The organism is Paenibacillus sp. V4I7, assembly GCF_030817275.1.
Lineage (GTDB): Bacteria > Bacillota > Bacilli > Paenibacillales > NBRC-103111 > Paenibacillus_E.
On record NZ_JAUSZD010000002.1, the window covers coordinates 6,217,721 to 6,231,905 of the forward strand.

13 protein-coding genes and 1 riboswitch are annotated in these 14,185 nt (G+C 46.2%); of the genes, 2 read left to right on the forward strand and 11 right to left on the reverse strand.

Annotation, left to right across the window (positions count from 1 at the left end; all coding sequences use genetic code 11):
- Window positions 1-44 precede the first annotated feature (44 nt).
- The 3 genes from QFZ80_RS29095 to yyaC all read right to left on the reverse strand — a co-directional run bounded on the left by QFZ80_RS29095 (window position 45) and on the right by yyaC (window position 3,157).
- A complete protein-coding gene (locus QFZ80_RS29095; protein ID WP_307562257.1) occupies window positions 45-344 on the reverse strand; it encodes an iron-sulfur cluster assembly accessory protein in 300 nt (99 codons plus the stop codon).
- 446 nt (window positions 345-790) lie between these two features.
- Window positions 791-2,503 carry an ABC transporter ATP-binding protein gene (locus QFZ80_RS29100; protein WP_307562259.1) on the reverse strand — a complete coding sequence of 571 codons (1,713 nt, stop codon included), beginning with the start codon at window positions 2,501-2,503 and terminating at the stop codon, window positions 791-793.
- Between the two features lie 120 nt (window positions 2,504-2,623).
- The gene (gene yyaC / locus QFZ80_RS29105) at window positions 2,624-3,157 is read right to left on the reverse strand and encodes a spore protease YyaC (protein ID WP_307552277.1); all 534 of its coding nucleotides are present in this window, start codon (window positions 3,155-3,157) and stop codon (window positions 2,624-2,626) included.
- Between the two features lie 97 nt (window positions 3,158-3,254).
- Here yyaC and QFZ80_RS29110 point away from each other — a divergent pair, with 97 nt between their 5' ends.
- A complete protein-coding gene (locus QFZ80_RS29110) occupies window positions 3,255-4,424 on the forward strand; it encodes a glycosyltransferase family 2 protein (RefSeq protein ID WP_307562261.1) in 1,170 nt (389 codons plus the stop codon).
- Entirely contained in the window at window positions 4,379-5,902 is a 1,524-nt protein-coding gene (locus QFZ80_RS29115) for a stalk domain-containing protein (protein WP_307562263.1), read from the forward strand. The genes QFZ80_RS29110 and QFZ80_RS29115 overlap by 46 nt, the downstream gene beginning before the upstream one ends.
- Here the strand turns inward: QFZ80_RS29115 and QFZ80_RS29120 are convergent.
- From QFZ80_RS29120 to QFZ80_RS29155, 8 genes are all read right to left on the reverse strand, one after another.
- On the reverse strand, window positions 5,899-6,558 hold the full coding sequence (locus QFZ80_RS29120) for a hypothetical protein (protein ID WP_307552273.1): 660 nt from the start codon (window positions 6,556-6,558) through the stop codon (window positions 5,899-5,901). The two genes, QFZ80_RS29115 and QFZ80_RS29120, sit on opposite strands and share 4 nt — an antisense overlap.
- A 182-nt stretch (window positions 6,559-6,740) precedes the next feature.
- On the reverse strand, window positions 6,741-7,643 hold the full coding sequence (locus tag QFZ80_RS29125; RefSeq protein WP_307552271.1) for a C40 family peptidase: 903 nt from the start codon (window positions 7,641-7,643) through the stop codon (window positions 6,741-6,743).
- A gap of 2 nt (window positions 7,644-7,645) precedes the next feature.
- A riboswitch (cyclic di-AMP (ydaO/yuaA leader) is annotated at window positions 7,646-7,804 on the reverse strand.
- A gap of 78 nt (window positions 7,805-7,882) precedes the next feature.
- Window positions 7,883-8,563, reverse strand: coding sequence for an MgtC/SapB family protein (locus tag QFZ80_RS29130; protein WP_307552269.1), 681 nt, complete (start codon window positions 8,561-8,563; stop codon window positions 7,883-7,885).
- 74 nt (window positions 8,564-8,637) lie between these two features.
- Entirely contained in the window at window positions 8,638-9,381 is a 744-nt protein-coding gene (locus QFZ80_RS29135; protein WP_307552266.1) for a glycerophosphodiester phosphodiesterase, read from the reverse strand.
- 44 nt (window positions 9,382-9,425) lie between these two features.
- On the reverse strand, window positions 9,426-10,799 hold the full coding sequence (locus QFZ80_RS29140) for an ABC transporter substrate-binding protein (protein WP_307552264.1): 1,374 nt from the start codon (window positions 10,797-10,799) through the stop codon (window positions 9,426-9,428).
- Window positions 10,800-10,876: 77 nt separating this feature from the next.
- On the reverse strand, window positions 10,877-11,701 hold the full coding sequence (locus tag QFZ80_RS29145; RefSeq protein WP_307552262.1) for a carbohydrate ABC transporter permease: 825 nt from the start codon (window positions 11,699-11,701) through the stop codon (window positions 10,877-10,879).
- Window positions 11,698-12,630 (reverse strand): carbohydrate ABC transporter permease, encoded by a 933-nt coding sequence (locus tag QFZ80_RS29150; protein ID WP_307552260.1) that lies wholly within the window; start codon window positions 12,628-12,630, stop codon window positions 11,698-11,700. Before QFZ80_RS29150 ends, QFZ80_RS29145 begins: the two co-directional genes overlap by 4 nt.
- A gap of 677 nt (window positions 12,631-13,307) precedes the next feature.
- Window positions 13,308-14,111 (reverse strand): sugar phosphate isomerase/epimerase family protein, encoded by an 804-nt coding sequence (locus tag QFZ80_RS29155; RefSeq protein WP_307552258.1) that lies wholly within the window; start codon window positions 14,109-14,111, stop codon window positions 13,308-13,310.
- Window positions 14,112-14,185: the final 74 nt, after the last annotated feature.

Here is a 14,185-nt window from a genome sequence, read left to right on the forward strand (position 1 = left end):
GGGGTTCTCAACAATCTGAGATTTTAACTTAAGCAAGTATTCACTTATTTTTCAAGAAATCCTGTTGAAGGGTTCGTTATGAAAAAGCCATCTTCAGGTACATGAAAATATTGAATCCAAACCCCATCTAAAAGATTTTCTCGTTTATCTAGTAAAATTTTAATGTCTTTGTCTGTTTCTACGATTTCATCATGTTCAGTAGGTGTATCAAGCTTCACATCATAATGCGCGTGATCTCCGTGATTCAGCGTAATAAATACACGAATCATCTTCCCTTCGGCTTCTTCACTACTCAACATATTTTTTAAGACCTTAGCTGCATTTCGATTGATTTTACATTTCATGTTTTACGACCCCTATTCATTTTTATACTGTAATAATATTAGTTACAGAAGGGTTTGTCAAGATATTCGAACTATAGTTTCCTTTCTCTTGTCATCAAAGGAGACTCCTTTTACTCCGATAAGCAATGACACCTTTGTTAATCTTATTCCCTTGACGTTGAGCTGTTATTCTTTGAGTTGTTTCTTCCCATGTAACCGAATATCAAGTGTAGCGGAACGTGAGTGCGTTATTCGATGGAAATTTGCTATCCGAAGATAACAACGTAATAGCGAAGCGTCGTTCCTCGTAAGCTTGAATTTTAGCTAATTTCACGTAAATAGCGAATCTACGTTCCTCTAAGTGGAGCCTACCTTTGGAAAATGAATGCCTATCCATGAAGAGGCTAATCCCTCTAAAGTATTTATTTATTCTTGGGGCAGCTAGTTACATCAACCGCCGCGTACAGCTACTCCTCAGCAGCGTGAGCGAACTGCGTGCTGTACAGCCGCGCATACAGCCCATCCAGTGCAAGCAGCTCTCTGTGCGTGCCCCGCTCCACGACGCTGCCCGCTTCGATCACCAGAATGTGATCGGCGGCCAGCACCGTGGAGAGCCGGTGCGCGATCACGAGCGTCGTGCGCCCTTGCATCAGCTCCTCGAGCGCCGCCTGCACATAGGACTCGGACTCCGAGTCCAAGTGCGACGTCGCCTCATCGAGGATGAGGATGCGCGGGCGCTTCAGGATCGCGCGAGCAATGGCGATCCGCTGGCGCTCGCCGCCGGAGAGCCGGTGGCCGCGCTCTCCTACCATCGTGTCATACCCTTCGGGAAGCGACACGATAAAGTCATGGATGTAGGCCTGCCGACACGCGGCCTCCATCTCCTCACGCGTAGCGTCCTCCCGCGCGAAGCGCAGGTTGTCGCCTATCGTCGCGTGGAACAGAAACGACTCCTGCGTCACGTACGCGATCTGCGCGCGCAGCGAAGCCAGCTGAACGTCGCGGACGTTCACGCCATCGACCTCGACGACACCCGACGTCGAGTCATACAGCCGCGCGATCATGCCGATCAGCGTCGATTTCCCCGCGCCGCTTGGTCCGACGAGCGCGACCATCTCACCTGGCTGCGCCTCGAATGTAACGTCCCGCAACGCGTACTGCCCTGGCTTATAAGCAAAAGAAACCTGCTTATAAGCCACCCGACCCGCGACCTGCTTCAGCGGCGCAGCCCCAACAGAGTCCATGACATCCGGCACCATGTCCTGGTACTCAAAGATGCGCTGGAATACGCCTAGCGCAGTGGCCACCTCGACATGCAGGTTCAGCAGCGTACCTACAGGCATGTACAACCGGCCAAGATATGCCGCGAAAGCGACGATCGAGCCCAACGTCATGCTGCCGGATATGACGGAGTAGCCGCCGTACATATAAATAATCGCTGTGCCTAACGGCCCCAGCGTACTAGTAGCCATCCCGAACCAACGGCCGATTAGATTGAGCCGCAGCTCCAAATCCATGACCTTCTGATTCATAGCCGTAAACTCGATTTCCTGCTGCTTCTCCCTGCCGAAAATACGCGTCAACAAAGCACCGGAAATCCCGAAGTTTTCGCTAAGCTGAGAAGTAATATCCGAACGCACTTTCTGCGTTTCCGTGCGCAGCGATTTCCTTAACCTTGATACTTTTTTCACAGGCAGCACGAACAGCGGAAGAATAAGCACAGAGATAATGGCCAGCTTCCAATCAAGGGCAAACAAAATACCAATCGTCGAAACAACAATGACAATCTGAGTAATTGAGGACACAACCAGCGAGGTCACGACACTCTGCACAGCTTGTACGTCTCCCGTGATCCGCTGAACAATTTCCCCCGACCGAGCATCCGTAAAGAATGCCATCGATTGCCGCTGCAAATTATGAAACAAGGACTGTCCTAAATCTCGAATAACCCCTTGGGTTACTTTGGTATTGAGATGATTTTGCCATACCCCAAGTATACCGCTAACGACAGGCAGAAATAGCATTAACAGCGCCATCCCTGCCAGAAGCTTCACATTGCCCTTTGGAATCGCTGTATCAATAATCTCTTTCATCACCAATGGAGGGATTAAACCAATAATTGCCGCAAACAACGCCAATCCTATAATCGCCAGCAGTTGTCCCCAATATCCCTTGAACAACCGCAAAATCCTTTTTACCGAAACATCCTTTAACTTCGCTTTAGGCCGATTCCTATCGGAAAGTCGCCCCATACCGCCTGGTCCCACTATTCATCTCTCCGTTCTACCCTAAGCTGCCTTCTAAATAGGAAAAGCATGCTCGATTGCTTTCGTCACTTCATCTGCCATCTTCAACACGCTGTACAGCGATGTCGTTTGTAGAACACTATACTGTCTTGGACCGTCTGCATTGACGATAGCGGCGATCGTATAATCCCCAACCTGAGGCAGCACCTTCCCAACTGACTTCCCCGGAGCCAATGGCTGATTAGACACCTGATACATGCCCACAGACAGCTTTTGACCCAAACAAGCATCAATCGCAATCACCACACAGCCATGTGGAATTTCCCGTAAGCGCGCTGCTATGTTACTAGCATCACAAGGCGCTTCAAGTGTTCCTATTACATGCGGATACCCGAGTTCCATAAGTCTGCTCCCTACAAGCGGGCCCAGTGAATCACCTGTAGATCGATCTGTTCCTATACATACAAAAGCCAACTTATCCGGCTTCATCACCGACTTTTTCCCAATCGCTTTGAGAAAGATGGCCAACTGTTCGCCATTCATCTTTTTCCAATACTGCTCCCGCGGTTCAATCCGTTCTTCCCCCATCTGATCCTCCCTTAACACGCATTCAGCAAAATTTCCCCTCACTCCTGATGAATGATATAATGCGGTCAACTTCTATTCTTTCACAAGGAGGTACACCATGTCCACCCTAGGAATGATCGCGATCCTGACCCTCCTCTATTGGCTTTATATCACTTTCGATGTGCTTAAAGGCATACATCTACTGTATTCTCTGCCCAAATCCACGAAGCTCCCGGACAAGCCTCCACTCGTTTCGGTCATTATCGCCGCCAAAGAAGAGGAGAGTACCATCCTAGAAACCGTCCGTCACCTTCTCTCGCAAAATTATCCGCGCCTCGAGATCATCGCCGTCAATGACCGCTCTCAGGACGCTACCGGCGTCCGGCTCGAAGAGCTGCGGAAATGGTCACAGCGCAAAACGGATATTCACACACCGCTGCAAATCATTCACATCACTTCTCTGCCTGAAGGCTGGCTTGGCAAAAACCATGCCCTCTACCAAGGGTATCAGCAAGCGAGAGGCCAATATTTACTTTTTACAGATGCGGATATCATCTTTGCACCTGGAACAATTTCAGATAGCGTTGCTTATATGAAGGAACATGACGTACAGCATCTCACGCTGACCCCTAACATGGTTGCGCGAAGCACATTGCTCAGAGGTTTCGTTCATTTCTTCCTCTTCTCTTTTTCTTTATTCGTTCGCCCGTGGCGTGCCAATCTTGACAGCGCCCGTGAACCAGGTATCGGAATTGGAGCCTTCAACATGGTTAGTCGCAGCGCGTATGAAGCGATAGGCACGCACAAATCGATCGCCCTAAGACCTGATGATGACCTTCAATTAGGCATCTCCCTCAAACGAGCTGGATTTAGGCAGAAGGTTCTGTCCGGCAAGCACATCCTTCAAGTCGAATGGTACCGCTCCCTCAAGGAAGCGATCATCGGTCTGGAGAAAAACCTTTTCTCCGGCTTTCGCTACAGCTACACCATTGCTTTACTCGCTTGTCTGGGTCAGCTTATCTTTTTTATATTCCCTTGGCTCGGTCTTATCTTCCTTTGGGACTGGAGAGGTGCCGTCTATGCTGTCGCTGTCATTTTACAAATATGGCTATACCGCAAGCTAATGTTCCGCCTCATGAGCAAACGCGGAGATGAAGCTTTCCTGCTCCCTATCAGCGCTTCCCTACTCCTCTATACGATTGTCCGCTCCGTTTGGCTAACTTGGAAACAAGGTGGCATCAATTGGAGAGGAACGTTCTACTCCCTGCGCGAATTAAAAAAGAAGTAAATTCAGAAAGGATGATAGCTGCCATGCCTCTTGCTCGTTTCCGCACTCTTACTTACGCCGTGATGCTCAGCAGCCTGCTTTCAGCAGCCGTTATCTTCCCAGCATCTACTTCAGCACAAGGTACCGTTCAAACACAAAGCCGAACGATTGCTCATAATGGCAAGTCGTTTACTGTACAATGGGTCACAGTGGATCTCACTGATCCCTACTTGCGCGTTAAGCCTGTAACGGCTGAAGGCGGCATCGGTCATGATGAGTCCTTCTCCTCCATGTTAACGAGGAACCATGCGATTGCAGGGATCAATGGGACTTTCTTTGACGCCTATGAAAAAGATGATACCCAGCGCTACCCGAATGGTTTACTCATCGGCTCCGGCGAAATCATGCACTCAGGCGTTAATCCTGCCTTTCTCGTTCACGCCGACAAAACAGCCAGCTTACAACGAATCCAAACCGAACACCAAATAAGCGTTACTCATCAGAGCAAAGCCTACACATTCACTGCTTGGGGTGTGAACAAATATTACGGGGATTCCGCCAATGATCAAGTCGTCTGGTACACCCGCGCTTTTGGGCCGACGATCGGCTTTCCTAACTCAACCAAAGTTGTCCTTCGCGAGGGCAAAGTTACAGATGTTACGACGCAGAGTGTCGATATTCCCGAAGATGGGCAGGTGTTCCTACTCGGAAATAGTGCCAACAATAAGACCTACGTGCTGCCGAATATCCATATTGGCGATACAGTGAAGCTGACATCATCTCTCCATAATCAAGATACCGGAGCAAGCTCTACTCTTGCGGCGGTTGATGCTTCTATCGGCGCAGGACCGCATCTGCTTACCAATGGCGCTGTTGATCTAGATGTCAAACGCGATGGCTTTACCGATCCCAAAATCACAACGAGTGCGAACGTACGCAGCTTCATTGGGTTAGACGCTTCCCATCAGTTCGTCATGGGGACACTCTCCGCAGCTACGATGGCGGATATGGCACAGGTTCTTCTAAAGCTAGGTTTAACGGATGCGATGAATATGGATGGTGGTGCAAGTTCATCTCTGTATGCGAACGGCTCCATGCTGCGAAGTCCGGGTCGGGCGCTGAGCAATGCACTTGTCGTGGAACGTCTAGATCATCCACAAATCCAATTGGAGGTAAATGGACAATTCGTGCATGAGTTCCGAGGGTATTTATTGCAAGAAACAAGTATGGTACCCTTTCGGGGCATTCTAGAAAGAATCGGAGCCAAATTCGATTGGAACGGGACAACCCGTACATTAACCGTTCATCATGGCTCTACTAATCTTCAGCTTCGGCCAGATCTTTCCGTGATGACTGTGAATGGGCAATCGGTCCTACTCCCTGAAGCACCTACCATAATAGATGGTCATATTTATATGCCCTTACGAGCCATTATTGAATCCTTAGGCGGACAGATCCAGTGGGATCCGCAGCTTTACCGGGTTTCACTTCGCTTTTAGTGCACGCGATTCATTCGTACAATACGGTAATACAGTTGGCTGCTCACCTCTTGCTCCACTTCCAAATAGCCTTCCACATGCACATAATCACCCAATATAAAGGTGGATGCATCGGCAGATCCGGAGTGTGTCAGAAAGAGGAGAGCGGCTTTCTCATTTCCAACTACGAACCCCGTTTGCTCATTCACTTGAAACTTATCTAGAACAGTCCCATGGTGAGACCTTGCGATATGATGAAAGCGCCAAGACTGATCCTCTTTTATTAGAAAATAAAGCACGCGATTTCTCTGATTATTACTGAATTCCCTCGTCACACCAATCATGCAAACCTTCTCGCCTATACGAAGATACTCATCGACAACAAAGGATTTTAATCGCAAGCGATGCACGTTTTTCTGCTGAATATAGGCTTCCATCTCTTCTATTGTCCTTTGATCCTTCGGATCCTGTTTCGTTGCGTAAAAGACTTCTTTTATAAACGTATCCGTCTGTAGGCTTCTTGCCCCTTTGAAATGATTATACGTAAGAAAAAATCGATCAATGACTCCCCGAATCTCTTCTGGTATGGCAGGACCTTGTTCCACGATATACATGCTATTTGCTTTATTCGAATGTCTTTTTTTATAAAACCAACTTTTCCAGACACTTAATTGCATGCCGTTCGTGTCACCTGCTTTCTTCCAAACATTTCTTCATTATAGGCTAAAAACCATAAAATTTCGATAAAAATCGCAATATTTCGCGTAAAAAAAAGAACATTTGCCTTCTATGCTTTCATTCGAAAGATTCATAGAGAACAAATGCCCGATGATTTAACCTTTTTCACCACATGGCTGAATTACAGAACTCTTTTGGCTCCCACATATCTGGATCCCCAGTAGGAACTGGCGAGACTATCTATCGTTACACCTCTAGACGTTGTTGCTGAAATGAATTGATCATTCCCCAGATAAATACCCACGTGATTTACACTGCCTGCTGCAAAAAACACAAGATCTCCAACCTTCAAGTCCGTAACTCTAGTTCCGGCTTGATCATACATTTGAACCGAAGTTCTGGGTAGATCAATGCCTTTAGCTTCGTACAAATAGCGCACAAATCCGGAACAATCAAACCCTCTGGGTGTTGTGCCTCCCCAAACGTATGGCGTACCCATGAACGTATTTGCTGTTTGCACGATTTGATCAGACACGGATGGTTTAGCTACCGCTGCGACCTTTGGAGCTGAGGCTAGGACTGGCGTTGGTGGCGGTGCAATCCAGGCCGGCTTGTGCGACTTGCCATCGACATTCACAATCGCGATACGATTCACTTCATTCCATTCAATTGGAGAACCAAATGTTTCAGTAATGAAACGCAAGGGTACATACGTATTACCTTGATAAAGCGTCGGACTGCTTTCCAGACTAATCGTCTTGCTGTTCACGATCGCTTGCTTCTCGTCGGTTGTCAGTTGAATCGTCTGCTGCTTGTTCATCAACGTAACCACTATGTCGTTTTCTTGCCTAGCCCAGCCTACTTGATAACCCAATTTCTCAGATAGCACTCGTAGTGGAACTTGCAGCGTTCCTGCATTGTCAATAAATGGCTGTACTTCTGGGAACTTAATCAACTCATCGTTGACTTGGACTTTCACAGTGGATGTTGATGATGCGGCTTGAACCGAGGGAGCGGAAAACAGAGATACTGCCGCACAAACAAGTGCGCATGAACAAATAAAGCTTTTTGTGAAATATTTCAAAAATTTTGCCTCCTTGAAGCCTCCGAGGTTAGTTGACGGGTTCGGGAAGAGGTTTCCCTAGCGCGCTCAGTTTCTAAAAAGCTGAGCATTCATTCACCCCAAGTAAAGAAGTCCCCCGTACCCGGAGCTTTTGCTGCTCCGAGATTCGGCATTTTTTGTCTATGTTAGACTAGCATAGTTAGACTATTAATTTCAACTTTTGCATAGTGGTAATAGTTTCCACATGAAATTCTTTCGTACTAATTGCTTATCGTTTCAACTTCGGCAGCTAGCACATATTCGATCTTCTTGATTTTGGTATAAACAGTTGTCGTACGATGTTTGTCTGCCGTGGAAATGACCAACTGAATTTGTTGGTTCTCGTTCAAGTCCTTGATTTTGATATGCTTCACCTTCATGTATTCTGCGCTGATTTGATCAATAAGTGTAGACATGTCCCCTTCAGGACTGAATATAATATTGATCGCCAAGTCCTTCTCCCTCAGTTTTTGCGGGCCAAGCAGCTTGATAAAAATCGGAAACAGATTGATAGCGAAAATAATGAGAATGACAGCCATAGTCGCCTCTTGAAAAAAACCTGCTCCCGTTGCGATGCCTAGAGCGGATGCTGCCCATACCAAGGCCGCTGTCGTAAGTCCCGAAATAATCTCATTACTTCGTCTTAAAATAACGCCGGCCCCGATAAAACCTACTCCGCTTATGATTTGAGCAGCTAGCCTCATAGGATCCATATTCGTATATCCGGGGATGGAGTACTTTTGAACGGCTCCTATCGATACAATAGTGATTAAGCAGCTCGCCACTGAAATCACCATACTCGTTTTCATACCCAATGGTTTATGCTTGAGTTGACGGTCAATCCCGATCAACAGACCTAATAACAGCGCCATCCCTAGTTTCTCCAAAACAAGAAGACTCATTTCATGTCCCCATTCCTAAAGATAAAATGAAAGGTAAAGCCCCGGAAACCGGGGCTTTACGCATAGATTTTTTTTCACTTGGAATCCTGCGTATGCAACAAATCTTTTAATCTTCCAGGGAAGTCCGTAATGATACCCGAAACCCCAAACCCAGTTAGATGCAGCAGATCATTGACTTCATTTGCCGTATAAGGGTAGACATAAAGCCCGCTCTCTGTAGCCTTCAGCACATCCTCGGCATCCAGCATTTGAAAGTACGGATGAAGCGAGTACACCTCGACATCAAAACTTCGCGCGTATGCGGTAGGATCAAGCAATTTAGATTGATACAAAAGACCGATCTTGGCTTCCGATTCCATTTGCTTGATCCTTCTGACACACTTATGGTCGAAAGATGAAACGATGACATGATTTAAACGGTGACGTCTGCGTAGAAATTCAACTAACTTACGCTCCATTCTGCCTTCGTATGCATATTTAACTTCCACGTTAATCATAATGCTTTCAGGTACTAGATCAAAGACTTCGTCTAAAGTAGGAACGGTCTCCCCTTTGAACTCATTGCCAAACCAGAAACCAGCATCATAGGTTTTGATTTCCGATAAGCTTTTCTCCGCTATCAGGCCTTTCCCGTCTGTAGTCCGATCCAACGTCATATCATGACAAACGACAATTTCATCATCGGCGGTCAAATGTACGTCAAGCTCAATCCCTTCGCATCCCTGGCTTAACCCAAGCCTGAAAGCAGCGAGCGTATTTTCTGGAGCCATTCCTTTGGCCCCACGATGTGCAATAATCATTGGTTTATTACTTAGCATTCCTATTTCCTTTCAGGCTAGTGGACTCAAGCCTTTTTACATAATTATTTGACTGTTTTGTTGTAAGTTTGAATCTTCGAAGTGATCTCTTTTTCCGCTGCATCCAATGCTTCCTTCGGCGACTTCTTGTTGTTGAGCACTTCTTCGATCGCCCCTTCAACAATTTGTCTTGCTTCAGGGAATACCCCCATTACCGCGCCTTGCGTTGCTGGGTTCATCTTCGTTTGGTGCAGTTGATCAATGGCGGTCTGGAATTGAGGGAATTTTTTCAGGTTTTCCTTTACAATATCTTCGTCATAAGCTTTTTTAGTAATCGGGAAGTATCCAGTGTTCACGTGCCAGTAGGCCTGCTCTTTAGGTGAAGTCAAGAATTTGATGAAATCCCAAGTCGATTTTTGCTCGTCATCCGATCGGTTGTTCATGACCCACAAGCTGGCTCCGCCGACAACTACGCCGCCTTCTTTCGCATCTGCTGGCTTCGGCAAGAAACCGGTGCCAACTTCGAATTTGCCGCTAGCGCTGTCAACAAGCCCTTTAACTTGAGCAGTGGACTCTAAGATCATACCCACCTGTCCAGCAGAAAATGCCTTCTTGGAATCGTCGGTCTTACGTCCCAGGTTGTTTGCAGCTTTAGTGTCCACCAAGTCTTTCCACCAAGTCAACACTTTTACTCCAGCTTCCGAGTTCACTTGCGATTGGGTTGCCATCGAGCTGCGACCGTTTCCGTTGTTTACATATTCCGCGCCTTGGTTGGCAAAAAGCTGCTCCATGAACCAGCCGTATATCGCAAAGTTTGCTCCTGTCGCTTTACCAGTTTTGGTAATTGCGTCAGCTGCAGCTTTCAATTCCTCGAAAGTCTTTGGAGGTTTCGCAGGATCAAGGCCGGCAGCTTTAAACAAGTCTTTGTTATAATAAAGAACCGGATTCGATGTGTTGAACGGCATCGAGTAAAGTTTGCCGCCTAACGTATAGTAACCAGCGATGTTCGGCTCCAACTGTGACAAATCCCACTTATCTGCATCAATGAAGTTTTGCATCGGTGTAATTGCTTTGGAATCAATCATGAAGCGGCTACCGATTTCATACATCTGGACGACTGAAGGACCTTCACTTGTCCCCATCGACGCCTTCAGTTTACTAAGCAGGTCGTCGTAATTTCCTTGATAGACCGCTTCTACTTTGATTTTATTCTGAGAAGCGTTATAATTGGCGACCAGTTGATCAACAACTTTCGTATTTGCTCCACCCATCGCATGCCAGAAAACGACTTTTTTAGTCCCGCTTATCTCAACTGCTGCTCCAGATTTCGTTGTCTCTGGTTTCTTGCTTTCTGTACTTTCCCCCATATTTACGCTGCATGCTGCAAGGAAAACCATCGTTGCCGTTAAAGCTAAACCCGTTAACCTTTTATTCCCCATTGTCTCTATCTCTCCTCGCTCAAAGTGGATAAATATATATGATAAGTCTGTTAGGTAACAGACGGATCATCGCTCGTTTAACCTTTTACAGCGCCTGCTGTAATCCCACGTACTAATTGTTTCACGCCAAAGGCCAATAAAATGAAAGATGGAAGCAGAACCAGTGTAACTCCCGCTAAAATCAAATTCCACGACATGACTTCAGCATGCTGCAGCATCGAAACCCCGATTTGCACCGTTCGCATGGATGCCCTATTTGTAATTAACAGAGGCCATAAATAGTGATTCCAGTGCGTAAGGAAGACATAGACCGCCAAAGTAGAAAGTGCAGGACGGGATAGCGGAAGTACGATCGAGAAAAAATTCCGCAGATGCCCGCATCCGTCAATTTTTGCCGCATCAAACAGCTCATTAGGCAGCTGAAGGAAAAACTGGCGAAGCAGGAAAACCCCGAAGGCCCCAGCCATAAAGGGAACGATCAGCCCCTGGTAGCTGTCCATCCATCCCCAATTTTTGATGGTCAAATAATTAGGAATAATGGTGACTTCCCATGGAATCATCATGGTTGAAAGAAAGACGGCGAACAAAACTTTCTTTCCTTTGAAATTCAAGAACGAAAAAGCGTAGGCGGCCAAACTGGACGTGATAACCTGACTTACCGTAATCCCCGAAGATACAATAAAACTGTTCAGAATAAAGCGTACGATTGGAAAGCCAGAAATAGCGTTCTTGAAGTTCTCGAGATACAACTGAGAAGGAAATAATGGCGGTGGGAAGTTAGATACTTCCTGCTCTGTCATAAACGATGAGGATACCGTAAATAACAGCGGATACAAAACGATAAGGGCCAGCACAACTAGCAATAAGTAATTCAGGGTGGGTGCAATCCTTTTCGCGATCATTGATAATGCACCTTCTTTTCTAATACTTTAAACTGCACCACAGTCAAGATCATGATAATTACGAAGAGAACTAAAGCCTGTGCACTTCCAATTCCGAAACGGAAATTAACGAAAGCGTCCTGGTAGATGGAATACACGATCACATTAGTCGTATTCATCGGACCACCTTTTGTCAAAATATGAATTTGTCCAAAGGCTTGGAAGGCTCCGATCACGGACACAATAAGAGCAAAAAATATCGTTGGCGACAGAAGCGGCAAAACGATTTGGATAAATGTCCGTGTTGGTCCTGAACCGTCAATTTTAGCGCTTTCATAAATTTCTTCCGGAACCCCTTGAAGACCACTGGATAGCACAATGAACAGGAATCCCATATTCATCCATATCGTCAACAGGGAGATCGAAACCAACGCCCACGAAGGACTCGTTAGCCAAGGGATCGGATCGATGTTTGCAATGCTTAAAAAGTAATTCAGCATGCCTGCTGTCGGATGGAAGAGCAAGAACCAGATAATCGACCCCGTACCTACCGAAATGACGATAGGCAGAGAAAATATGAACTGGAATACTTTCATACCCCGCAGTTTGTTATGTGTGATTGCCGCCAAAAACAGGGACCATACGATTGAAGTAGGTACTGTAAACAAGATGAAAAGCAACGTCACTTTCAAATTCGAATAAAACTGTCCCGATGCGAGTAAATCGATGAAATTATCCAGCCCAACAAATTCAACGACCCTACCGCGAGGGTCCGTGAGCGTCATGCTCAAGTAAACAGATTTGACCATTGGATAAAAAAGGAAAGCAATAAACAAAGCCAAGGAAGGCGCTAGAAATAAATAAGCTAATATATTCTCCTCCCACTTCTTTTTCCTTGCTGACACACTTTCCGTTATCCCCCGATTTAAAACGCTTTCATTTACTGACATACGGCAAACCCCTCTCTTTCTAAAAGTTACATTTTTCACGTTAGAGGGCATTCGACTTCCCTATAACGCTTTTGGTAACTCGTTATTTTCCGTCACGCTCATCTAGAGGAAACGGTTGAAAAGAGCGAAAAAAAACACATAAATTGCCATGCCCATTGACATGCAATCTACGTGATCTCCTTGTCTCCATCACAATTATTAACTTGTTCACATCATACACGCTAGTAACGGATACTGTCAACCAAGATTTTCCACGAAGCACCAAGACGGGAGGCAAGACGTATGTCATGAGCTACACGGTTTTTCATCATTCTTAATTGTTCAGAATCCACAGAGTAAAATCGTTCTCCAAAACCACGAACGGAGGAGCTTTGATACCATAGTCATTCATGCAGGTGCGGAGATTGTTTTGTTGACCGATATCCCTTTGAATTCGACCGGGAAAATCCCCACCAATTCCCAGCTCCAAATTTCGAAGATCGAATTTTCTTGCAATCCTACAATGATCTTCTATTGTGCGGTAATGCAAACCCCATTCCCCTAAACCGTTTTCAACAATTTTCGAGTTACGTAGCGAAAAATCAAATCATGGTTAAGAAAAATCTGCTATCCCAGAATTTTCTCGCATTAAAATAAGATGATCAAGCCCCCGTATCGTGAGGCCTATTTGTCAGCGCTTATTCTCCATGCCTATCTATTTGCTCTAGGAGAAGGGCTGTATCAGAACGAAGTCTGGAAAGCTCGGTTCCAGGTGCGTATTCAAGAATCAACTGGCAATCGCGCACTGAACGCAGCACCTCATAAATAGGTTCCCATTCTATCGAACCTTCACCGATGGGAAGATGCTCGTCGGAACTCCCGAAATTATCATGCAGATGAACGGAACCAAGCCTAGGGGCTACCTTCTGGAGTAAAGCTGGAATATTCCAGCCATTAAGGTGGGCATGCCCCGTGTCTACCAAATAGACAGCCGCAGATTCCAGCCGCAGGACGAACTGCACATACTCATCCTCCGTAAATAGCGAATGACCGTGATATCCAACATTCTCGATAGCTAATTGAATCCCGAGAGGAGAAGCTATTCGGCATAACCTATTTACTGCCTCCTCAGCCTGAGCGATTGCATTTTGTTTACTGAAAGCCGGTGAAAAGCAAAACCCCGGATGAATCACGACATGTTTAGCCCCTATACGGTGGGCAAATAAGATCGATTTGCGGTATTCATCGAATGAAGCATCACGTATTGCTTTATTTTCACTGGTTAGATTCGTATCCCAAGCAGGAGGATGCACGCTATAAGAAACGCCGGCATGCAGGAGGTAAGGGACAGACCTGTTCATGGTTCCTTCTATATCGTTCCACGCCCCTCCATCAAGCAGAAGCTCAATATGCTTCGCCCCTTCTCTAACAAGCGCTTCCACATTTTCTTCCACTGGCTTCCCTAGCATCAATAAATCGGAATAACTGATCGTCCACTCCATTGAAACGCCCCCCATTCTTTGATTGTGACAACGAGATTGTCTACAACAAGATTATCCTACTTCCGCACGGGTCG